Raw genomic sequence first — 24,308 nt, 5'->3', positions numbered from 1 at the left:
GACGCGCTACTTCCTCATGTCTGTTCGGTCTTCAAGGTCAAACATGCTTTCATGCAAGCATAAGCATGTTTGACTTTGAATCCCTATATTACCACGTTGTGTCATCCTCGAAATCCAAAAGCGACGGATCCACAGGTTCTGCCTTCATTACTGTTCTCATGAATTCATTTACTTCTGCTCTCATATCCTTACGGGATACGGTTCTGGGATCCATCAGATCATGGCTGCACCAAAGGAGCTTGATGCCACGCTCTCTTGCCTGTTCCTCAAAAAGTCCCTGGACCGTCGCCATATTTTTACAGGATACATGCTGGTACATCAGGACAAAGTCCACATTCCAGAGTTCGCACTGCCTCCAGAGCTCGGATACAACGTGCTCGTAGCCTCCGTTGGTGTGGCGCCTCATGACCATTCTCTCGTAGAGCCTTGCCAGATCCTGAAGAGCCTTGTCCTTATCCTCTGTTTCAAGCGGCCTTGTGTAGTTCAGGGACTCCATCTCAACCAGGATATCTACGCCCCAGCAGTTAGCAAACCAGTTGGAGAAATTGGCGTAGTAGTGTGCCGGTATGGACCAAACGATGGCTCTGTACTTCATCTTGCCCCGCCATGGCTCATCCTTGGCTTCATAGGCCTTCAGCATCAGCTGATCAACCTTCTTGAAGGTGGAAATGATTCGTGGATCGAGACCTCCGTCCATCTCGTAGTTCCATTTTCTGAAAAGCTCGTAACATGGACCTATGAGCTGAGGATTCGGAGTCTGGTTGATCTCCCATTTCTGGAGCTCGTACTTGGTCTCCTCGTTGAACCTCTTCATGGCTGAGAAGTAAGCATCCCAGTTCCACTTGGCTCCCGTGTTGTCCTCGATAAACTTGATGCAGCCTCTTATATCTTTTACCGCCGCATCCATAACGGATTCGTCCTCATACCGCACCGGGAAAGCCAGGTGATATGTAGGAAGATCCTTGAATCTTCTACTGGTGTAGGAGGATGCCATAACCGAGCCGTCGCAGGGCATGGAGCTTGAAATAAAGCAGGCTCCCATGTGAGGAAGAGCATCCACTACAACGCTGCCGCACTCCGATGCCGGAACCGGGCAGGTGTCGGAGGGAAGTCCATAGGACTCGATGGCGTCAATATATGGCATACATGCCAGCTGATCGATCTCTGATAAAAGAAATACCGGCATCAACTGATAAGGAATTCCGATAAGGTCAGGGAATCCCGCCATTATCTGAGACATGGTCATCTCATCAAAAAGAACTATCTTCTTGGAAAGCTCTGTGCTGTTGCCCACCTTCCTGTCCGCTTTCATGAGAAGCACCAGGTTCTCGGCAACATATCTGAATATGGCGTAGATCAGCTCGTGGTGCATCTTCAGGGCTCTTCCCCGAAGTCCCATGATGTTCTTATCCATAAAGGAGTGGCAGCAAAAATAGGAGATCATCCATCTGTAATGCACCGCACCCATCATGGCAGGCACCAGATCCTTGGAAAAGGTTGCAAGAAGCATTCCCCACATCCTTGCCCATTCGTAAAAGTCGACCCCTGTGTCCTTGACGCCTCTCCACTCACGCCTTACCGTGGCCATCTTGCCATTGGCGTAGAGCTTGCCCAGCTGTTTTTCACCGTTAAGGATAAGGTCCTTGATCTCCTCGGGAGACATCTGCTGCAAAAGCTCTGTCTCGTGAAGGAGCCTTTTCTTGAGGCCATTGGCATCTTTTCCTACGGATTTTGCCACATCCTTCCAGTTTGTCTCTTTTATAAGGTCGCAGGCAATCCCCGCAATTTCCTTGAAGTTCTTGGCCTGGGCCTTCCAGTCTATCTCATCCTTAAGCCTGAAGTTTTTAGGATCTATATATTTCATGCAGTTCCCTCCTCTCCGGCTTGTTTTCTTATCTTCTTTATCTCCAAAGCCTCAACAAAGGCCTGGAATCTGGTCCGCAGCTGTCCCGAATTGTGAACGTTGTAGGATCTGTCGATTGAAAGTGTGGGCCATCCGAACTCCTCAGCCATGATATGGCTTGCCAGCGGCCTTTCAAAAGCCCAGAAGTCGCAGTATTTCATCTGCTCGTAGATGATTCCGTCGGCCTTAAACTCCTTTGCCAGACGATCCACCGTTTCCCGCCTCTGCTGAATTTTCTCCTCAGCCATGTATCTCGGGCACTCACTGGTGTACATGTAGTGCCTTGCGATCTGGCGGATCACATCCTCCTCATCGTTCAGCTTTATCACTTCTCTTCCCGGGAAGGATCCGTAGCAGTATCTGTCTGCCACCACCATAGCTCCCGACTCTTCAAGAAGTCTTGTAAAATCCAGGTCGTCCACCTCTGAACCCACCACCGCTACTCTCGCTCTGTAAAAAGGCTTCAGATCTGTCTTCCTGCCCTTGATCTCCTCCAGGGTCTCCTCAAGAAGAGGCAGGATCTGCTTTGTCGGGCAGCAATAGCTCACAAGGCAGATGACATGGAACTCATATCCTGTAACCGGCGGATTGTCCAGCTTGCGGAAATTGCCGATCTCAGTGATTATCCTGCATAGCTCGTTGTGCTCCTCAACGGCCTTTCGGATGGCTCTCTCGGAGATGTCCGTTCCCAGCTTCTCATGCATCACATCCAGGACTCTCAGCTTCATCTGGGTTGCCACCTGATCGATGTTGTACTCCTCAACCTTGTAGGGCACATCCGTGTGAGTCACAAAAAAGTGGGGCTTGGAATTGCAGTCCAGTATCTCCAGATGCTCATAGCAGCGGTTCATGGCAGAGCATGCGTCAACTCCCGCGATGCCGTCCAAAAATCCGTAGCCTCCCTCAATGCCCCTCTCCAGCAGTGACCTGGCGAACTCACAGGTGTAATTGGACATGTAATAGGTGGAAATATCGATGGAACCGGTCCTTGGGGCTCTCAACCTTACGGAAAAACAGTTGTCCACGTTAAGCAGAACCTCAGGCATGTGATAGCAGGTATAGCCGATGGCGTACTTGCCCTCATCCTGAGCCTTCTTCACCAGATCATTGTTCGCATCATCCAGCAGTTTTTCAAAAGTGATCAGATGCCTTAAATCTTGCAAGATATCCTCCTTCCAACATCACAGGATGTTAAGTTTTTTCAGTGCTTCTTCCGTGCCCTTTAGTATGCCGGCGTTCTCCGGAAGTTCAAATATATTTTTTCCCTCTATATCATTCTCTGTCATGGAATCATCGGGAGGAATAACGGAAACGATTTTGACGCCTCCTATCTCACTTTCCGTGATCTTGTCAGGCAGTGGCGCCCTGTTGATGATAAGGCCGATGTCGTCGTACATCACCAGCTCATCCGCCACCTCCTTGATGGTTCCTATGATTCCAAGGCCCTTCTTACTCTGGTCCGAAACACAGATAAGATGGGTCACCTTCTCCAGGACCCTCCTGTTTATCTGCTCGATCCCGGCCTCGCCGTCAATGACCACGTAGTCGAAATCATCCACCACCATTTCGATGACCTTTTTCAGGTAAGCATTGATGGCGCAATAGCAGCCGGCGGCCTCAGGCCTTCCGATGGCCAGGAAGCAAAAGCCGTTCTGTTCCTCCATGGCGTCCATGAGCTTGAACTTGGCCTCCGCCAGTATATCCTGAGTGTCCCGGAGCTTGCCGGTGACATCCTCAGCCACGCTTTTTCTAATTTGATCCAGGGTATGCGGAGCCTTCGCTCCTAAAGACACCAAAAGACCTACCGCGGGATCCGCATCAATAGCAAGGATCTTGGAATCAGGTTTTTTAGCAGTTAATAATCTTACGATAGCAGCACAAAGAGAGGTCTTGCCAACGCCCCCCTTGCCTGTCAGTGCAATGACTACAGTATTGTTTGCCATAATCTCCCTCAGGTGATCAGAATCGCCAAAATGGCACAATCACTCCTATTAATAATAATATATTTTGGTCATCTTTTACAGTAGTTTGTGAAAAATCTGTGAACAAATACAGTGTGTTTTATGCTATCATAAGACTAGTTAGTCATTATTTCAAAAAATCTTATGTCAAGGGGGCATACCTTTTTATGAAAGATCTCGTGCATATCTTTGAGCTCGAGGACCTTCTACAGGAAGCAGCCAATCCGCTGGTAAAACAGGCCAGGGCTGAGGGGAAAAAAGCTTTGGGCTACACCTGCTACTTCATGCCTGAAGTACTGCTGGATCTTCCGGGCTGTTTTTCTGTGCGTCTTCGTGCACCCCGCTCCACCTCTCCCGATATGGCAACCTACTACATGTCAGGCAGAACCTGTATGTACGGCAGATGCCTTTTGGAGAGAGCTCTTGAGGGCGGTTACAATTTTCTTGATGCCCAGATGGCTACCGAGACCTGCACTGTTACCTGTCGTTTCCAGGAGCATCTGCAGCTGATGGACATCATTCAGAACCCTGATTTCTTCTGTGAATTCACAGATGTTCCATTTAAGAAAAACAAAAACTCCATAGAACACTACGCTTCCCAGCTTCAGGCCCATGTTCTGGATAAGCTGAAGGAAAAGTATGACATCGATACCAGTGACGAAGCCCTGCTCAAGGCGATCGAGCAGCACAATGAGATCTGCAGGCTTGTTACGGAGATTGGAAATTACCGCAAGCTGGACGAGCCCACCATCACAGGCTGGGAGTTCTCCGTTATCATGCTGGCAACCCTCACCTGTCCCAAGTATCTCATCATAGATAAACTCCGGGATATCGCAGAGCAGCTTAAGACCAGAAAGCCCGATGTCAAAAAGACCTACAGATGTAAAGTGGTCCTCTCCGGTTCCGAGGAGGACGATCCTGATTTTATCAAGCTCATCGAGGAATGCGGCGCCCTGGTTGTGGCTGACCGCCACTGCTACGGCTCTCTGCCCGGACGTGAAGAGATTGTGGTAAAAGAGGGAGAGACTCCCCTTTATGCAATCGCCCGCCACTACCTTGAGACCAGCGAATGTCCCCGATTCATGGAGCAGCACATCATGCGGGAGCGAAAGGACTATCTTGCCAAGGTTGCCAAGGAATACAAGGCCGACGGCATCATTATTTCCCAGATGAAATTCTGCGAATACTGGAGCTATGAGCGCACCATCGACACTCTCATCCTACCCAGGGACTACGGCTATCCTGTCTGTTCCATCGAAAAGGAATACGTCAACAACGCCGTGGGACAGCTCCGTACCCGCTTCCAGGCCTTTGTCGAGAGTATCGAGCTCAAGGCTATTCACAATAAAAAGGAGGGCTCTGCAGGATGAATTTAACTGATATAAAGAACACCTACAGGAAGCTCTTCGTGGTTGAGAAGGCTCCCGAGGATAAGAATAAACCCAAGGACCTGAAGAAGGCTGTCAAGGATTTCTGGTATGGCAAGCCCCATGAAGAGAGGCGCCTTGGAGCTCTCTATGTAGAAAATACAGGTCTTTACAAGCACCGCGAGTGGCGAGGCGTCAAGGACACCATGTACTATTTCAACATGATCTGGCTCTACAACTACGGTCACATGGTCACGGATATCATGAAGTACGGTGGCGGAACCCCCAAGGCTCTGGTGGACTTCACCAAAGGTCTTCTTCGCTACCGCTGGATGGGGCAGACCTATCTCACCGCCATCCATTGGTTCGACAGAGGTATGGAGGGCATGAGAGGCGAGGAAATGCGTGCCTCCGCCTGGCACTACAGAGCCATGGTTAGCGAGACCATCCGCCAGTTCATGGAGATGTTTGCCTCGGATAAAAAGCTCCACGGCGGAGAGGCTTCGGAGCAGTGGCACAAGAATATCGCCCACAACGAAACCGTCAGCGGCTCAGTTTTTTATCCCTTCAGAGATGTCCTTGAGGACATTCCCCTTGAGATGATCACCTACTTTGTTTCGGTTCATGTCAACAGCCACACGGTTCTAAACTATATCGACGCAGCCCAGTCCATCGGCCTTCCTGCGGATCCCTGCCCCATGTGTCAGGCAGAGTACGGACTTTTTATCGAGGATGATTATCCCGACTACTCTCCTGTCATGGTAACCACCAATGAAGCCTGCGACGGCTCCGTGGCAACTTCCGTTCTTCAGGACTGGTTCCTTAACAGACCGCTTTATGCAATGCCGCAGCCCATGCGCTACGACGATCCTCTGGTTCAGAAGCACTGTCAGAAAGAGATCGAGGGCTGCTGGAAGTTCATCGAGGATCAGTTCGGTGTCAAGTTCGACTGGGATCAGTATGTGAAGTACGCCCAGAGCTTTAACAAGCTCACTGAGTTCGAGTGGGAAAAGTGGGATGTGGACGCCAATACCAACTATTATCCCATCAGCAGCGTCGCCCAGGCTCTTTATAGGATCTACTACTCCCAGGACGGCGACAGACCTATCTGGCATGAGATCGACGACCACGTTAAGCGCATCATGAACAAGACCGTTAAGAACAAGATTGTCTGCTTCCCCAAGACCAGACACCGTGCCATCGCCTGGAGCTGTGCTCCATTGTACTACTCCCACTGGACCACCTGGGCCTACAACTGCTGGGGCATCAACTGTGTCATCAATATGGATTCACTTATGTTTGACCAGTACCTCAGAACAGATACCTATGAGCACGCCCTGGAGGATCTTGGCTGGTTCAACGAGAAGGCACCCATGAGAGCCATGGCTGTGGGCGGACACGAGCATATTCTTTCACTTTTTGATTACATGGAACGCTTCCACTGCGATATGGTCATCATGTACGACCAGCTCCAGTGCAAGGGAATGCAGGGTATCCACGGTGTATTCGAGGACGAGTTCAGAAAAAGAGACATCCACGCCATCTGGGTTCCCCATGCTCTTCCCGATAAAAGAACCGTCTCCCGCCAGGAGATCCGCGGCTTAATAAACGACTACATGACCACCGTCATGCACGAGGAGCCCCTTGATCCCACCCTGGTGGACTTCGACGACAGCGGAAGCTGGTAATTTCATGTTGTTATGAGCATACAATTTACTGTAAACTTAATTCGGAGGAAAACATCATGAAAATACTGGGAAAATTCATATTTAAACTAATAAAAATTGCCGTTTTCATCTACGGATTACTCTTCGTAGTCTTCTACTATGACCTGGACGGCAAATTCATGTACTACATCTGGGAACCTCTCATGATCAAGAGGTTCGACAATATGAAACGACCGGATACAACTCTCACCCCTTACGGCATGAGGGATAATGTATCGGAAGATTTCTGATAGGTGAATAATAAAAGGCTTGGCACTTTGTGTCAGGCCTTTTTTGTTATTGTTCTTCCCTTTTAGTCATTGATAGCGGAGGACGTTCTTGGCTTTCCCTTATAGTTATCTGCACCGGAGGACGTTCTTGGGGAGTCCCTTCGAGAAGGGCTCCCCGCCACTTGGGCATCCCCTCTCCCAAGCTTTATCTCGGGCGCTGCCCGAACCCGTCCTCGTCGGAAGGCAGGAAGGCCGGCTAGAAAAAGAAGCCGGCCCCCGCCGGGAATAGGATTATCATTGTCACTAATTCAAGGGCTTTCGCGGCAGTAGAAATTGATGTAATAAAAACAGGAAAATAGGATAAGAATAAGCATTTTCTATTGTTTTATCCTATGTTTTTTCGAGAAAAATAGGATAAGACGAGCGTTTTTGCACCATCTTATCCTATCTTTTTTCAAAAATTACTGTATAACGTTAAGGCATCATCTTGATAACGATATTTTATAGGATAAGATTGCTAAAAACTGCTCTTCTTATCCTATTTTACCCATAAGTTGACTTCAAACACGCCACAAAAGTCACTTCATAATTACCCGGCGCGAGAATGAAGTCAAGGAACCGTGGAATAAACCGCAGCGCCATAGCGTTCCGCGGAGCCCAAGTATTACCCCGAGCGAGGATTTATGCCGCGAAAGTCCTTGAATTCATGACACGGACAATCCTTAACCGGCCAGGGGCCAGCTTCTTTTCATGCTGGTCCTCCTGCCCTCCGGCGAGGACGGGTCTGGGCAGCGCCCAGAGATAAAGCTTAGTGGGAGGGTGCCCAAGTGGCGGAGGGAACCTTCTCGAAGGGTCCCTCCAAGAACGTCCCCCGGATGCCTCAACCTGCCCGGAATCCAGCTACAAATAATAAGGCTCAGTTTATTTTGAAAATAACTCCATCATATTTTTCTTTATTGTTCTGATACTCAGGGGACATCCTGCAGATTCAAAGGTAATGATCAAATTCTTGCCTACAAAAATGTCATTATTCCTGTTTTCTTCTATCTTCTGTAGATTATGAATTCGATACTCTTCATTATCCATTAGCCCCATGTGCTCATGATAGATTTCTTGCCTGGATGAAACATCAAGCAATGTAAAATCGGGATATACACGTTTTCCATTCTTAAGTCGAAGTTCTGCCTCATATCTATAAGGTATTCCCAGGTCGTAATACATATCAGCCAGCATAGCCTCTGACTTTGATCTGACCATGTCTCCTTTTTTAGTTGAATATACCTTTTCTTCTGGTCTGAAATCATTAGTGTTATATGATTCTTCTTCCCATCTTTTTGCATATTCCTGATTATTGATTATTACTGGTTTAATAATCTCCTGCCTCGCCTCTCCCAGTGATGAAAAAATATCTTCCGCAGCCATATTAGTATTACACTTTTTGAGAATGCTTAGTGCTTTTTCAATGGCTTTTGTCTCTTTATCAATAGCTCTCAGAAGTTTCTGTAAATAGTCTTTTTCAGCAAGTTCTTTAGCTTCATCAATATTTTCTTTTGTGATATATTTTCCCCTTGTATCTTTTGCATCTGTAATCTTGTAATAGCGATACTTTCCTGAGTTAAGTGCTATTCTAAGTTTTCCTTCCGGCACATTTTTGACTTTTTCGGAAGCTTCACTTCCAAATGCAATTAGCGCCTCATTTCTTTCATGCAGATCATTAATGATCAACGACATCATTTTCATTACTATTGATGCTCCTCCAATATTATTTTATGTTCTAGTTTTGAAAATCACCTTGAAACAAGGCAATCGACTGCACTTTATCAGTGCAAAAAGCATGCCGGAAGCATGGCTTAGATTATTTAAATATGGTCATAATCCAGATTTGGTTATCCAAGTGGTATTATATACAATCAATCTTGCATTGTATATATCTTTTTCTCATAAACCCAAGGCAAAATCAGCAAAATAGGATAAGATTACGCATTTTCTATTGTTTTATCCTATGTTTTTTCGAGAAAAATAGGATAAGACGAGCGTTTGTGCACCATCTTATCCTATCTTTTTTTAAAAATCACTGTATAACGTTAAGACATCATCTTGATAACGATATTTTATAGGATAAGATTGCTAAAAACTGCTCTTCTTATCCTATTTTACCCATAAGTTGACTTCAGACACGCCACAAAAGTCACTTCATAATTACCCGGCGCGGGAATGAAGTCAAGGAACCGTGGAATAAACCGCAGCGCCATAGCGTTCCGCGGAGTCCAAGTATTACCCCGAGCGAGGATTTATGCCGCGAAAGTCCTTGACTGAATGGAGCGACAAACCCTTATCTTCCGGGATGGCACCTCGAGTGCCCTCCCTTGACTACCAAGGGGGACTTCCGGCTGCCACAGATTATGCGGGTTGATATATTAAACATGAAATTGGGGGGCACCTCATACGCTGTCCCTTGTTATATTCTTGATCCAGTTGCCGGCGAGATAGTGATGTATTGCGAAGGGCATCTTGGCGAACTCGTCGGTACACATCAGGATGTAGACCATAAGGGGCGGGAGCTTTAAGACAAAGGCGCTGATAAGTCCCAGGGGCACCGCAAAGCCCCACATGCAGGCTATATCCAGAATCATGCCGTATCTGGAGTCGCCTCCGCATCTGAAAAGTGAGGCGATAAGCACCGTATTGATGATCTGCCCCAGCTGGTAAACCACATTTATATACAGCATGTTCTTAAGATAAAAAGCCGCCGTCTCTGATATCTTAACAAGTCCCGGAATAAAGGGACTTATGGTAAGCAGCACCAGTCCTGAAAGGATCCCCGAGATAAGAGCCACCCTCATTATGGAGGACGCATCCTTTCTTGCTTGCTCCAGGCGGTTCTCCCCTATCTCCTTTCCAAGCATGATGGACGCAGCTGCGGAGATTCCAAAGCCCACAACCGTTACAAGATCTCTTGCCACAGCCACCACCGAATTGGCGGCCACTATATCCGAGCCCAGATGCCCCATGATGATGGAGTTCATGTTAAAGGCAAGGCCCCACATGGCATCATTGATAAAAGCAGGCAGTGAATACCTGCCAAAATCCGCCACCAGAACCTTGGGTATCCTGAACATCTCTATAACATTCCGCGAGAGGATCTCCTGTCTGAAAAAGTCCGCAATGCACACCACAAGCCCCCCGCCGCAGGATATGGTGGTGGCAAGAGCCGCTCCCGCTATGCCCATCTCCGGAAAAGGCCCAAGACCAAAGATAAGAAGCGCATTGAGGATCACATTTAAAATAAGTGTAGCTGCAGAAAGAGATGTGGCAAACCTTACTCTCTCGCAGCTCTTAAGTATGGTCAGATAGGGCTGGGATATTCCCAGGAAAATATAGGACGGCGCCACATACCGCAGGTACACCGCTCCCGCATCTATAAGCTCCGGAACATTGGTCCAGATTCTTATAACGAAGTATGGAAAGAAAAATGCCATAACCGCGAAAGTAACAGTGATTGCAAGAGAGATAATCAGCCCTATTCCAAGAATCTTGGAGATTGCCTTTTTATCACCCTTTCCCCAGTACTGAGCTGCCAGAATGGTCAACGCGGAGTTAAGTCCGAAGAACACCACATTTAAAAGAAACATCACCTGTCCCGCCAGACTTGAAGCGGAAATAGATGTCTGGTCAACTCTTCCCAGCATAACTACATCCGCCATGCTGACGGCGGATGTTATAAGATTCTGTATGACGATTGGTATAACCAGGACAAAAAGTTCCCGGTAAAAGCCTTTTCTGGCAGATATGATCTTCATAAAAAATTCTCCTCCAATTTATGATAACAAAAAAAGAATGTAGCAGCTATATGAACTGCTACATTCTTTTATAAACTTTATGATCTGCTGTTATCCCAAGCCTGCTCCTGCTTTTCCTTCTTTCTGCGAATAAGGAAGAGATACAGGTGGATCATCAATGAGATAAGTGAAATAACAAGTACAAACAGAACCGGATTGATTGTATTGCCGGAAATCTCTGTATTAAGTGTCTTTCCTGAACCACCGTGGGTAGGTGTATCCGAATCATCAATAGCATATGTGGGATCTACCTCGGCCTGGTCAGTGAGCTTCTTGATAAACAGGTTATCAGTAATAGCTACTGTCTTGTCCTTTGTTTCGATCTCTGTTATTGTCTCGGTTTCAACAGGTTTTGTTTCCTTCTTAACAACATCCTTGCTGGGCTTGGATGAACCGGACTTATCGCTGTCATTTGACTTGCCGGGCTTAATTGCCTTGCTGTCGTCGCTGCTCTTATTGTCCTTGTTATCCTTACCTGAATCAGGCTTACTGTTATCAACTACCAGATTCTCGGATCTGTTGTTATCTGATCCGTTGCTTGTCTGCTCATTGTTGCTGTCATTGCTTTGATTGTCGTTCTGGTTGTTGCTATCCTGATTGTTATTATCCTGGTTGTTATTATCCTGGCTGTTATTATCCTGTTTGTTATTATCCTGGCTGTTATCCTTGTCTTTGTTCTTATCCTTGTCTTTGTTCTTATCCTTGTTGTCCTTGCCGGGCTTTCCGCTCTTGTCCTTATTGTCTTTAGAATCTGCTTTGTCAGATTCCTCATCAATCTCAATGGCAATTTCTTCAGCCTGCTTAGCGGCTTCTGCTGCGGCTTCTGCTGCCTTCTGAGCTTCCTCAGCCACCTTCTGGGCTTCCTCAGCTGCCTTTCTTGCTTCTTCTTCAGCAGCTGCCTTATCAGCGGCTTCCTGAGCCTTCTTCTCGGCTTCTTCTATTGCCTTTTCAGCATCTTCCTGGGCTTTCTTAGCTGCCTCTTCGGCTGCCCTCTGAGCTTCCTCAGCTTCTTCCTTGGCTGCATTAGCTTCTTCCAGAGCTTTCTGAGCTTCTTCAGCGGCCTTAGCTGCTGCTTCTTCTGCCTTTGCTGCTGCTTCTTCTGCTGCCTTGGCTGCCTTATCGGCGGCCTCAGCTGCCTGTTCAGCGATTTCCTTTGCTCTTTCATCAGCTGCATTAGCGGCTTCCTGAGCCTTTTCAGCGGCATTATTAGCTTCATCCAGGGCTTTCTGGAACTCTTCTCTTGCCTTCTCAAGCTCTTCAGCGGCCTTTTCTTCAGCGCTCTTCTTAGCTGCTTCTGCTGCGGCTTCTGCTGCTTCTTTTGCTGCCTGCTCAGCTTCTTCCTGAGCCTTCTTGGCTGCTTCTGCTACTTCCTTAGCTACCCTTGCGGCTTCCTCAGCGGCTGCCTTTTCAGTTTCGTCTATAGCTTTCTTAACAGCTTCTTCCTGTGCCTTTTCAGCTTCTTCCTGAGCCTTCTTGGCTGCTTCTGCTGCATCCTCGGCTGCTTTCTTAGCTGCCTGGGCTGCTGCTTCAGCTGTAGCTGTTGCTTCTGCTCTTGCTGCATCAGCTTCAGACTTTGCTGCTTCGGCTTTTTCAGCTGCTTCCTCTGCTGCCTTCTGAGCCGCTGCAGCTTTTGCCTCAGCTTCTTCTCTTAATGCTGCCTCAGCTTCCTGAGCCGCCTCAGCATCTTCCTGAGCTTCCTTGGCTGCCTGTGCTTTTGCCTCTGCATCAGCTGCTGCCTGCTGAGCTGTCTCTTCTGCTGCCTTAGCATCTGCAGCAGCTTGAGCTGCTTTCTCAGCTTCGTCCTTAGCAGTCTCAGCCTCTTTCTGGGCCTTCTCAGCTTCTTCCTCTGCTGCCTGCTGAGCTTGTTTTGCCTTCTCTAATGCAAGTTCCAGCTTCTGCTTCTCAAGTTCAGCCTGGTTCTTATCGGCTACTGCCTGATTCTTGTCTTCTACTGCCTGATTCTTGTCTTCTACTGCTTTATTCTTGTCTTCTATTGCCTGATTCTTTTCGTCTATTGCCTGATTCTTTTCACTCTGAGCTTTATTGATAATTCTCTGAGTTGCATCTGCTGCTGCAGTTCTTGCTGAATTTGCTGCTGCCTGAACAGTCTGAGCAGCATTTCTTGCTGCATCTGCTGCATCCTTGGCATCCTGAATCTTATCAGCTGACCATGCATTTTTTGCTGCCGCATCTGCTGCATTTGCTGCCTCGATAAGCTTTCCGGCTAATTCCTCAGCAGCCTCTGCTTTGGCAATTGCTGCTTCTACATCACCTAAAGTAATATTTTCACCGGTTAATGTAATGCCGTTTGCATCAGCCACAATTGCTGCATTTTCATGTTCTTCCTTAGTAATTGTCTCAGCCAGATCATTCGCTGTATCTGCTGCTAAACCTGCTGCTTCATCAAGTGCATTCTTAGCATTTTCAGCATATGATCTTGCTGCTGAAACTGCGCCATTTGCTGAGCTAATTGCAGCTTCAACACCTGTAACAGCATCCTTTGCAGCATTCAGTATACCTGCAAGCTCTTCATCTGTAATACCTTCTGCTGCCTTTTCTGCCTTAGCTATTGCTGCCTTATATTCATCATATGCAGCATTTAAATCCTTAGCGGCATTTTCTGCTGCATTTGCTGCGGCTTCAGCTGCTGTAATATTTTTCAATGAATTCTCTGCGTTTGCAGCCTGTGCTGCTTCCGCTGCTGCTGTATTTGCTGCTTGAACAAGTCCTGCTGCTGCATCAGCTTTATCCTTTGCAGTCTGTACTGCCTCAAGAGCTGCATTTTTTGCTTTATTCGCTTCAGCCTGGTCAAGATAGCCCTGAGCAATGTTTTCTGCATTTGCTACTGTTGCAGCTGCTTTCTTTGCATCCTCAGCTGCCTTATTGGCGGTCTTAACTGCTTCCGTGGCTTTTGTAACTGCCTGTATTGCTGCAGGATCTGTAGAATCATTTGCAGCGGTTTTTGCTGCTTCTGCTGCCTTAGCTGCTTCTTTTGCTGCAGTATCAGCCTTTTCAGCTTCTGCAGCTGCCTTGGCTGCTGCTTCCTTTGCTGCCTTAACATTTGCTTCAGAAGGAACTGCAGTTTCAGCTATAGCTGCCTTAGCTGCTTCCACTGCTGCATCTACTGCTACTTTTGCATCAAGCGCTTTCTGAGCTTCTACTGCTGCCTTGAAGGCCTCAGACTGAGCATTTACGCTGGCTGCCTGATCAGCATTAAGAAGACTGTTCTGCACTTTGGTTGCTTCTGTTCTTGCTGCTGAAGCTGCACTACTTGCAGTATCATATGCCTCTCTGGCTGACTGAGCTGCCTGTTCTGCTTCAGCCTTCTTATTTACAGCATGCTCAGCTGCATTTTCAGCTGCTGTCTTAGCTTCATCTGCTTTCTTTGCTGCTTCCTCCAGTTTGGTTGCTGCGTTATTTACTGCAACAACATTCTCAGAAGACTTATCAGCCTCAAGAGCTTTCAATGCCTGGTTAAGATCAGTTGTTGCATCAGACACAGCTCTTAAAGCATCATTTACCATGTCTATTGCTGCCTGTGCTGCAGTATCAAGAGCTGTTTCAGCATTTTCAACCAAAGTCTTGATATCTTTTAAAGTATTAGCTAAGTTTTCGGCATTTGCTGCTGCAACGGATACATTTGCTTTTACTTCAGCTGCATCATCCTTAACTGTCTGATTATTGGTTGCGTTGGCCAGGGTGACTGCTGTATCTGCTGCATCCTTGGCATCCTGACTATTTAAATCATCAGCTGCAGTCTTTGCCGCATCAAGAGCATCCTTAGCTGCCTGAACGCTATCCTTTGAAGGATTGAACATTGCTTCAACGGCTTTTTCTTTAGCTGTCTTTGCAAGACCATTAGTTGTTTCAACTGCGTCCTTTAAAGCATCTAATTTTTCGTTTGCTGTAGCAACTGCACCTACTGCTGCATTCTCATTTGCTGAATTTATTCTTCCCTGAGCTGCCTGTGCTGCGGATCTTGCTGCATCTGCTGCTGTCTGAAGAGTCTGAGCTGCAGTTCTTGCTGCATCTGCTGCATCCTTGGCATCCTGAATCTTTTCAGCTGACCATGCATTTTTTGCTGCAGCATCTGCTGCATTTGCTGCCTCGATAAGCTTTCCGGCTAATTCCTCAGCAGCCTTTGCTGCGGTAATTGCTGCTTCAACATCATCTACAGAATTATTTTCACCGTTTAATGTATCTGCTGCGCTGTTTACATTAGCCTTAATTGCTGCATTTTCATAACCTTCATCAATTGACTTAGCCAGATTATTAGCTGTATCAGCTGCTAAACCTGCTGCTTCATCAAGTTCTTTTTTAGCATTAGCAGCATATGCTCTTGCTGCTGAAACTGCGCCATTTACTGTGCTAATTGCAGCTTCAACACCTGTAACAGCATCCTTTGCAGCCTCCAGTATACCTGTAAGCTCTTCATCTGTGATACCTACTGCTGCATTTTCTGCCTTGGCTATTGCTGCCTTATATTCACTATATGCAAACTGTGCTGCCTGAGCTGCCAATTCAGCTGTGCTTGCTGCTGACTCAGCTGTTGCAATATTTCTTAATGAATTCTCTGAGCTTGCAGCCGCTGTTGCAGGCTGTGCTGCTGTTTCTGCTTTTGCTGCAAGACGTGCTGCTTCATCAGCTTTATCCTTTGCAGTCTGTGCTGCCATGAGAGCTGTCTGCTTTGCTACGCCTGCTTCCTCATTCTTATAAGCATCAAGCCTTGCCTGAGCAATTCTTTCTGCATCCTTTATGGATTCTGCTGAAGAGCTTGCAGCATTTGCTGCTGTCCTTGCTGTATTTGCAGAAGTTTCAGCTGCTTCTTTGGCATTCTTTCCGGCTTCTTCAGTTGTTTTACCAGCATACTCAACTGCTTTAGCTTTCGCTTCTTCTGCTTCTGTAGCTGCAGCAGCTGCTGTCTCTGCTGCTTTTACTGCTGCGCTGCATGCATCTGTGGCTGCCTTAACATTTGCTTCAGAAGGCTCTGCAGTTTCAGCTATAGCTGCATTTGCTGCTTCTACTGCTGCATCTACTGCTGCTTTTGCATCAAGTGCTTTCTGAGCTGCTACTGCTGCCTTGAAGGCCTCAGACTGAGCATTTACGCTGGCTTGCTGATCAGCATTAAGAAGACTGTTCTGAACTTTGGTTGCTTCTGTTCTTGCATCCTCAGCTGCCTTCTTGGCGTTCTTAACTGCATTCGTGGCTTTTGTAACTGCCTGTTCTGCTGCAGTCTTCTTATTTACAGCATCCTTAGCTGCATTTTCAGCTGCTGTCTTAGCCTCATCTGCTTTCTTTGCTGCGTCCTCCAGTTTGGTTGCTGCGTTATTTACTGCAACAACATTCTCAGAAGACTTATCAGCCTCAAGAGCTTCCAATGCCTGGTTAAGAACAGTTGTTGCATCAGACACAGCGCTTAATGCATTAGTTACTATGTCTATAGCTGCCTGTGCTGCAGCATCAAGAGCTTTTTCAGCGTTTTCCACCAGAGTCTGGATATCTTTTACAGTCTCATCTACGTTTCCGGCATTTGCTGCTGCAACGGATACCTCTACATTTACATCTGCTGCATTTTTCTTAACCGTCTCATCACCGGATTTGTTAGCCAGATCAACTGCTGTCTTTGCTGCATCCTTTGCAGGCTTGATCTTACCCTTAGCTGTCTCAACTGCACCCTTCGCTTCAGAAAGAGCACTCTTAGCTGCCTGAACGCTATCCTTTGTAGGATTGAACATAGCTGCAACTGCTTTCTCATTAGCTGTATCTGCAAGTCCCTTAGCTGTCTCAACTGCGCTCTTTAACTCATTTACTTTTTCGGATGCTGTATTAACTGCTTTTTCTGCATTAGTCTTAGCATCTGCAGCGTCCTGATCAGCCTGATTCTGCTTGGCTGCATCAATATTTCCCTTAGCTGTCTGTGCTGCGGATCTTGCTGCATCTGCTGCTGCCTGAACAGTCTTAGCAGCATTTCTTGCTGCAGTTGCTGCCTGATTGGCATCCTGAATCTTATCATCTGACCATGCATTTAATGCTGCCTTCTCTGCTGCCTCTGCTGCCTTGATAAGATTACCTACAACTGTTTCTGCTGCCTCTGCTGCGGCAATAGCTGCGTTAACCTCAGCTTCTGTAGCATCCTCTTTAAGAGCATTTGTTTTTGCAGTCACTGCTGACTTTATAGGATCTGTGTCTTCAGAAATATTATCAGCCAGTCCTTTTGCTATTTCAGCTGCTTCGCTTGCAATTTGGTCAAGCTTTCCCTTTGCAGCACTAGCTTTATTCTCTGCTAAGCCAGCTGCTGAGTTAGCGTCCTTAATTACTTGCTGAACTCCTTCAACTTTACTCTCTGCATTTGAAAGAATTGTGCTTATTTCTGTATCTGTAATATTCTTAGCTGCATTATCTGCCTTATTCTTGGCAACTTCGTACTCGGTCATAGCGGTACGTAATGCCTCTTCTGCCTGTTTGGCAGATTTTGCTGCAACCTCAGCTGCTGCTATTGTTCTTAATGAAGGAGCTGATTCTGCCTCACCTGCTGCCTTATTTGCTGCTTCTTTTTCTGTATTTGCTCCGTCAACAAGTCCTGCTGCCTTTTCAGCATATGTGTAAGCTGCATTTGCTGCTTCAAGTGCTGCTGCTTTTGCCTTTTCATTTGCTGTAGCTGCATTTGCTGCATCAAGCCTTGCCTGAGCAATACTTTCTGCATTCTTTATGGATTCTGCTGAAGAGCTTGCAGCATTTGCTGCTTCTTTTGCTGTATTTGCAGAAATTTCAGCTGCTTCTTTGGCATTCTTTCCGGCTTCTTCAGTTGTTTTACCAGCATACTCAACTGCTTTAGCTTTCGCATCTTCTGCCTCTGTAACTGCAGCAGCTGCTGTCTCTGCTGCTTTTACTGCTGCTCTGTATGCATCTCTGGCTGCCTTCACATTTGCTTCAGAAGGAACTGCAGTTTCAGCTATAGCTGCATTTGCTGCAGTAACAGCTGCATCTGCTGCATCTTTTGCATCCTGTGCCTTCTGAGCTGCTACTGCTGCCTTTGCTGCCCATGACTGAGCATCGGCGCTGGCTGCCTGATCAGCAGTAAGAATATTGTTCTTTACTTCTTCAGCTCTTTCTCTTGCTTTCTGAGCTGTACTTCTTGCACTTTCTGCTTCTCCGTCGGCTGTAACTGCTGCTTCACTTGCTACAGATCCATTGTTAACTGCATTACCTGCTGCAATTTCTGCGATATCTGCTGCATCTTCTGCTGCCTTGGCTGCTGCCTCTACTAAAGTAGCTGCATTATTTACTGCAACAACAGTATCTAATGAAGGAGTTTCATTAAGATCCTTGAGCGCAGTTGTAAGTTTACCAAGTTCATCTGTAATAGCATTTACTTTATTATTTGCTTCAGTTGCGGCATCTGTTGCGGCCTGGTCAAGAGCATTTGTTGCTGCAATAACAGCTGCATCTACCTTTTTAGCTGCATCATCTACTTCAGTTGTTGCATTTCCTGCACTCTTAATAGCGCCGGCTGCATTGAGTGCTGCTTCTGTTGCTTTTTCATCAACAGCTGCATTATCTGTTGATGCTGCAATAAGCATTACCTTCTTAGCAGCCTTCTGTACAGCGGTGATATCTTCATCTGTAATCTTAGCGGCTGCTTCATTTGCTAATCTCTTTGCTTCGTTAGCTGCATCAATATTTGCCTTGGAAGGACTAACCTGCGCTTTAGCAGCTGCTTCGATTGCAAGCTTAGCAAGTCTTGATGCTTCATTAGCCAGATCATCAAGATTGTTAGCTAAATTATATACGCTGTCAGCTACATCAAGATTTGATTTATCTTCAGCATTCTTAAGACCTGTCTTTGCTGCTTCGAGTGAGTCTTTAGCTTCTTCTGCATCTTTTCCTGCATTATCAGCTGCTGTTTTTGCTTTATTAACTTCTGCCTCTGCTGCAGCCTTCCTTTCAGGATCAACGATCTTTGCGGCTGCTGCCACAGCATCTTCATAAGCCTTCTTTGCTTTATCTGCTGCGTCCTTGGCATCCTTAGCTGCCTGCTCTGCATCTTCTACAGCCTTCTGTGCAGCTGATACTTCCACATTCTCAGCATTAGCTGTTTCTTTAGCTGTATTAGCAGTATCTTTAGCTGTCGCAGCCCTTCCAGCCTCTGTCTTAGCCTCTGATACCTTACTATCTACAATATCTCTTGCAGCCTGATCGATGACGCTCTGAGCTGCATTGATTTTCTCAGTTGTCTTATTTACAACACCCTGTGCTTCATTGATTGCTGTTTCTGCTGCTTCTACTGCAGCAGCGGCAGCTTCCTTGGTTGCCTGATCTGTTGCACCATCTGCAACCTTCTTAGCCTCATCTTTTGCATTTGTAGCTGCTTCAATTACCTTTGTAGCTTCTTTTACGGCTTCTTTAGCCCTATTGACTAATGACTGAGTAGGATTCTCACTGTCAATATCATTAGCTGCCTTGTTAACAAGGATCTTCTGAGTTGCTGCATCACTTGCTTTTTCATTTGCTTCCGCAATAATAGCGCTAAAAGCATTTCCTGCTGCTGTTGATGCATCGCTGGCAGCAGTCTGTGCTGCTCCGGCCTGCTGGCCTGTAGTTTCAGACAGATCGGTTACCTCGCTATTTGTAGTTTCAAGTTGTTCCTTAAGATCTGAAAGAATAGTATCTTCCTTAATATCATCTTCTGTTATTGCATTTAAAGCATCTGTAAGCTTTTCTTCTGCACTATCTAATGCATCTTTTGCTGTAGTAGCATTCTGAGCAGCAGTCGTAGCTTTAGCAGCTTTGTTCTGAGCATCTAAAGCATCATCTGCTGAAACTATAGCTCCTTCTTCAGAAGGAGTTGCCTTTGTTGCAGCTTCAGAAGCTTCTGATGCAGCTTCTTCAGCTAATTTAGCCTTTGACTTTGGTTCTTCATCACCATTTACTGCCTCATAGGCTTCATTCAATGCCTCATTGGCTTCATTCAATGCCTCAATTGCAGCGACAATCTTTGCTGCTCTTTCAGCCTCTGCCTTTGCAGCAGCGGCTTCACCTATTGCAGCGTCTGCTGCTTCGTTGACTGAACTTACTGTTGAAGGAATGTTATTTACAGCAGTGTTTGCACTATTAATAGCATTATTAAGAGCATCAGGATTCTTGGTTTTTCCTGCTGTAACCACTTCGGTAATAGCATTTACTGCTGCAGTAACGTCTCCTGCAGCATCTGAAACAGCTGTTGCAGCTGTTTTTGCTGTAGCTGCCTTATTCTCAACATCAGCTGCTTTCTCATAAACATCATCTATAGCTGCATTAACGTCAGCGATTGATGCTTCTCCATTTAGAAGCTTTGTTATAGCAGTTGCCAGATCATCCTTTGCTGTGTCAAGCTTTCCTTCAGCAGCTGTTACTCCGGTTTCCGCATTAATAATTGCATCATTAGCAGCTGTTTCTGCATTTGTAGCATTAGTAGCTGCAGCATTGGCAGCAGCAATAAGAGCGTTGTCTGCAGCAGTTCTTGCTTCTGTAGCTACGGAAATAACTGCTGATGCTGCATTTTTAGCTTCTGTTGCCTTGGATATTACATCGGCTCCATACTTATCCGCTGTATATTTTTCAAGAGTTTCAATAACTCCGACTGCTGTGCTGTATGTGTTGTCTGCAGTAGAATAAGCTGTATTTGCCGTGTTTTTAACAACTTCAATATTATGGCTGTTGCAATTCTTTTCAACCGCACTTGAAGCTTCTTCGGCGTTCTTTTTAGCAGTTTCTGCCTGGCCCTTAACACCATTTACTGCCGCCAGAGCATTTGTAATCTCCTCAATTGCTTTAGCATCAAGATTATCCTGAGCTTTAGAAATTTCCTGATCTAATAAACCTTTTTGTTCGGTAGCGTTACCTGCTTCAGTTTCTGCGTTTCCAGCTGCCTCTTCGGCACTATCCTTTACGCTCTGTACCTGACATTTCTCTGCCGCATCCCTTGCTGCTTCAGCAGCCTTTGTGGCAGCATCTGCTGCATCATATGCATCCTTAGATATTCTCTTTGCATCAGCAATCATTTCAGCTGTAGCATTTTCAGGATCAAGCTTAGCTATAGCATTTTCTGCTGCCTTGGCTGCTTTCCTTGCCTCTTCGGCAGCAGCATTGGCAGCCTCAGCTGCATCAGCTGCGGCTAATGTTTCTTCAGCAATTGACAGTTCAGCTGCTTTTTTTGCAGCCTTTGCAGCCTCTGATACCCTAGCTGCTGCTTCAGTTGCAGCATCATATGCTTTTTGGGCAGCATTTTTTGCATCAGAAAGTGCCTTGTTGGAATCAGAATCAGCTGTAGCTACAGCTGCCATTTCATATTCTGCCTTTGCTGCTTCAGCAGCCTTTGTGGCAGCATCTGATTTTGCATTAGCCTTAGCTATTACTTCAGCTGTAATTGATGAAACTGAATTCTTAACTAAATCGTCAACTTCATCCGCTACATCATTAGCTTCCTTGGCAGCAACGGCTGCATTTGCTGCAGCAGCTGCTGCTCGTGCAGCCTGAGCAGATACTTTAGCAGATTTTGCTGCCTCTGTTGCATTGCTAGCAGCATTATTTGTCTGTGTGTAAAGATCACTTTTTTCATCGATTTCGTTAGCAGCATAAGTTGCTGTAGTAGCTGCATTATTAGCTGCTGTTGCAGAACTGTCTGCTTTATCTGCTGCAATTTTTGCAGCCTCCATTGCAGTTACATCATTGCCTTCACTGTCTGTGTCATATTGACTAAAATCGCTAATAACAATCGGATTTTTTTCAAGTGCATTCAGAATATCAGTTACGACTTTTCTTGCAGCGCTGGCTGCATTTGTTGCTTCTCCGGCTTTTGTATTAGCTGCAGCCTTAGCATTTTCAGCTTCATCTTTAAGTTGTAACGTATAATCATCTGCGAGAGCATATGCATTTTTAGCTTCATCTTCAAGTTTTTTAACTGCATCTGTTACATGAGCCACTGCATCTTTTACAAGAGCTTTTGCCCCATCAGTGTCATAGCAAAGTTCAGCTGCAGCTTCTGCAGCTTTTGCAGCAGTTTTGGCTTGTGTAACTACGGACATAGCTGCTGATGCTGCACTATATGCATCCTGTATTGTTTTCTTAGACTGATGGCCCTTTAAATTTACTATGGCATCAGTTACCTTAGGTAATTCCAATTCTGCAAGTTTTGCCTTATTCTCAGCCTCTGCAGCTGCATCAATTGCGTTCTGCTTGAGCTTTTCAGCTGCTGCTTCTGCGGCTTTTTTTGCGGCTTTTCCTGCTTCGTTAGCCTCTTTCCACCTGCCAGATATAGCTTGCTTGAGATCACTAATAGTAAAATCATAACCAAGTTCTTTTTTGCTATAATCTGAGCCTGGTGTCGTTTTCATTGCCTGACAATCTTCTTTTGCATTGTCTACAATTTTATTAGGTTCACTATTATAAGCCTTTATATCTGTATAGACCTTCATGGCTTTTGAGATATTATCTCTTGTACCACTAGTATTAACATCCTTTGTGGCATCATTTGCAAGTTGAGTTGCTTCTATCAAATTGTAAACTAGAATGATGTAATTATTTATTCTTGTTGCATAATCGGTGCCGCTATTTACTGCAGTATTTCCGGATGTGCTTCCGGAAGTGTTTCCGGATGTACCGCTGTTAGAAGAATTATCCAATGAAGGATTATTCTCCCCAGCCATTGTGAAAGTGATTTTTTTAATTGTAACTTGTTTGGGTCCACGATAAAAATTTTCCACATAATCATCACAATTGCACATTACAGAGAAATACTTAGCTGTACCTGAAGTGGCAGCAACATAGTTTACACCTGTATGCGAGGTATCTTCATATACAAATATCTCATTTTTATTTTCATCCAAAAGCTTGTATGAAAGAATAAGATAGGAACCTTTATCATATGTATAATTTTCAAGTCCCTCGACTTCTACATTAATACTAACAAGTCTGCTTAGATCAATCTTATCCTTATCATCTTTTTTCTTTAACTCAGTATATTTCTCTTCAAAATCATGTTGGAATGAGATTACAGAACCGTTACTAGTTTGAGATACATCTATAAGGCTCTTGCCATGATTTGCCCATACCTCCGGTTCAAGCTTTTTCATATCATAAAAGTCAACATAATCCTTGCTTCCATTTCTGCAATCATAGACTACTTCATAAGTACTTCCTTTATACGTAGATCTTTTAACATTGTCTCCTTTTTTGGTTACAGTGATTGACTTAATGCCTATATTAAAAGTTGTATCATTGTAATAAGCTGGACCATAATGATATGCTTTTTCCTCATCTCGGTAAAAACCAATATCAGTAAACTTTCCGCTGAATGTACCTGTTATTCCATCGTTAAACTCATATGTATCCGGTCTGATAACTATTTCATAGTTACCCCTCTTATTTTTCTTAAGAAGCTGAGCAATCTGATCAGAATTACGACGTGTCTTACCATTGTAGTATATTTTATTAAATAAATACCGGCCTTCCGGAGTCTTCTTATCCCAACTGGGCTGATAATGATTATCCTTATATCCTAAAGAATTTTTGTTATGAATTCTTATACCAAAACCGGGATTTTTAATATTTATATAATTCGGGTCAAACTCAATAGTTATATGGTCAACTTCAAATCCCATATATATATCATCAAGCGCATAGATGTACTCCTCACAATATTGAGATAATTGGCCCCCAAATTCGAAGAAACTCATATCGTACGTATAATTTGGATTCCATCTAGAATACACTTGATTTTTTGAGCTAATGGGTGTGGTTTCTCCTTCATATGTGGTGGTATCACCCCAACTGATCCAGAAAGTCAATCCTGATGCTGCCTCAGCAGAAATAGCACTGGAATTGAATAATCCAATTGACAGTGCGACAGCAAGAATAAATGAAATTGCTCTTGTTAATTTCCCTTTCATAACTACTCCTTTATAGCAGTAAAAACTATATATATCCTTTGTATCTCCGGCTTCCCGGTCCCACATAAAGTTATTGTTTCTAATGTAAGTGCTTTTATCGGCCTCATAATACTACCTAAAATAATTTTTTTTTGTAATATTTAAATTGAAAAATTTGTGAAAAAAGTGTGTAATTTGAAACTCCTTTCCTTCATAATTTCATTTTTTTGAAATTTTGTACAAAAAAATATCCCTGGGCGTTAACTGCCTGGAGGGATATCTTCCTATATTATTCGCATCGTCTGGTTCAGTGATTTGGGGAAGAACGGGATTACCTGACGAGGATGCTGCACCATGGAGAAATATAAATTACTCGCATCATTCCCACCGGTGATTC

Annotated in this window: 9 protein-coding genes; 3 read left to right on the top strand and 6 right to left on the bottom strand. The window is 45.3% G+C overall.

Annotation, left to right across the window (positions count from 1 at the left end):
- Positions 1 to 88 precede the first annotated feature (88 nt).
- From T359_RS0107995 to T359_RS0107985, 3 genes are read right to left on the bottom strand one after another with little or no spacing between them, the layout of a single operon-like run.
- Complete coding sequence (locus tag T359_RS0107995) at positions 89 to 1,864, bottom strand: 2-hydroxyacyl-CoA dehydratase family protein (protein WP_242839064.1); 1,776 nt, start codon at positions 1,862 to 1,864, stop codon at positions 89 to 91.
- The gene (locus T359_RS0107990) at positions 1,861 to 3,066 is read right to left on the bottom strand and encodes a 2-hydroxyacyl-CoA dehydratase family protein (protein WP_026517018.1); all 1,206 of its coding nucleotides are present in this window, start codon (positions 3,064 to 3,066) and stop codon (positions 1,861 to 1,863) included. The genes T359_RS0107995 and T359_RS0107990 overlap by 4 nt, the downstream gene beginning before the upstream one ends.
- 18 nt (positions 3,067 to 3,084) lie before the next feature.
- Positions 3,085 to 3,846, bottom strand: coding sequence for an ATP-binding protein (locus T359_RS0107985; protein ID WP_026517017.1), 762 nt, complete (start codon positions 3,844 to 3,846; stop codon positions 3,085 to 3,087).
- Positions 3,847 to 4,031: 185 nt separating this feature from the next.
- Between T359_RS0107985 and T359_RS0107980 the strand changes: the two genes are divergently transcribed.
- From T359_RS0107980 to T359_RS0107970, 3 genes are read left to right on the top strand one after another with little or no spacing between them, the layout of a single operon-like run.
- Positions 4,032 to 5,234, top strand: coding sequence for a 2-hydroxyacyl-CoA dehydratase family protein (locus T359_RS0107980; RefSeq protein WP_026517016.1), 1,203 nt, complete (start codon positions 4,032 to 4,034; stop codon positions 5,232 to 5,234).
- A complete protein-coding gene (locus T359_RS0107975; protein ID WP_026517015.1) occupies positions 5,231 to 6,919 on the top strand; it encodes a 2-hydroxyacyl-CoA dehydratase family protein in 1,689 nt (562 codons plus the stop codon). Before T359_RS0107980 ends, T359_RS0107975 begins: the two co-directional genes overlap by 4 nt.
- Positions 6,920 to 6,975: 56 nt before the next feature.
- Positions 6,976 to 7,188: a hypothetical protein gene (locus tag T359_RS0107970; RefSeq protein WP_026517014.1), complete on the top strand. Its 213-nt coding sequence runs from the start codon at positions 6,976 to 6,978 to the stop codon at positions 7,186 to 7,188.
- Between the two features lie 900 nt (positions 7,189 to 8,088).
- Here T359_RS0107970 and T359_RS21485 read toward each other — a convergent pair.
- From T359_RS21485 to T359_RS19760, 3 genes are all read right to left on the bottom strand, one after another.
- Entirely contained in the window at positions 8,089 to 8,907 is an 819-nt protein-coding gene (locus T359_RS21485; protein ID WP_155840042.1) for a hypothetical protein, read from the bottom strand.
- Between the two features lie 701 nt (positions 8,908 to 9,608).
- Positions 9,609 to 10,967 carry an MATE family efflux transporter gene (locus T359_RS0107955; RefSeq protein ID WP_035783952.1) on the bottom strand — a complete coding sequence of 453 codons (1,359 nt, stop codon included), beginning with the start codon at positions 10,965 to 10,967 and terminating at the stop codon, positions 9,609 to 9,611.
- A 77-nt stretch (positions 10,968 to 11,044) separates the two neighbouring features.
- Positions 11,045 to 23,644 carry a hypothetical protein gene (locus tag T359_RS19760; RefSeq protein WP_035783951.1) on the bottom strand — a complete coding sequence of 4,200 codons (12,600 nt, stop codon included), beginning with the start codon at positions 23,642 to 23,644 and terminating at the stop codon, positions 11,045 to 11,047.
- Between the last annotated feature and the right edge of the window lie 664 nt (positions 23,645 to 24,308).

The organism is Butyrivibrio sp. MC2021, assembly GCF_000621605.1.
Lineage (GTDB): Bacteria > Bacillota > Clostridia > Lachnospirales > Lachnospiraceae > Butyrivibrio.
This window is presented reverse-complemented; position numbering and strand designations above follow the sequence as displayed.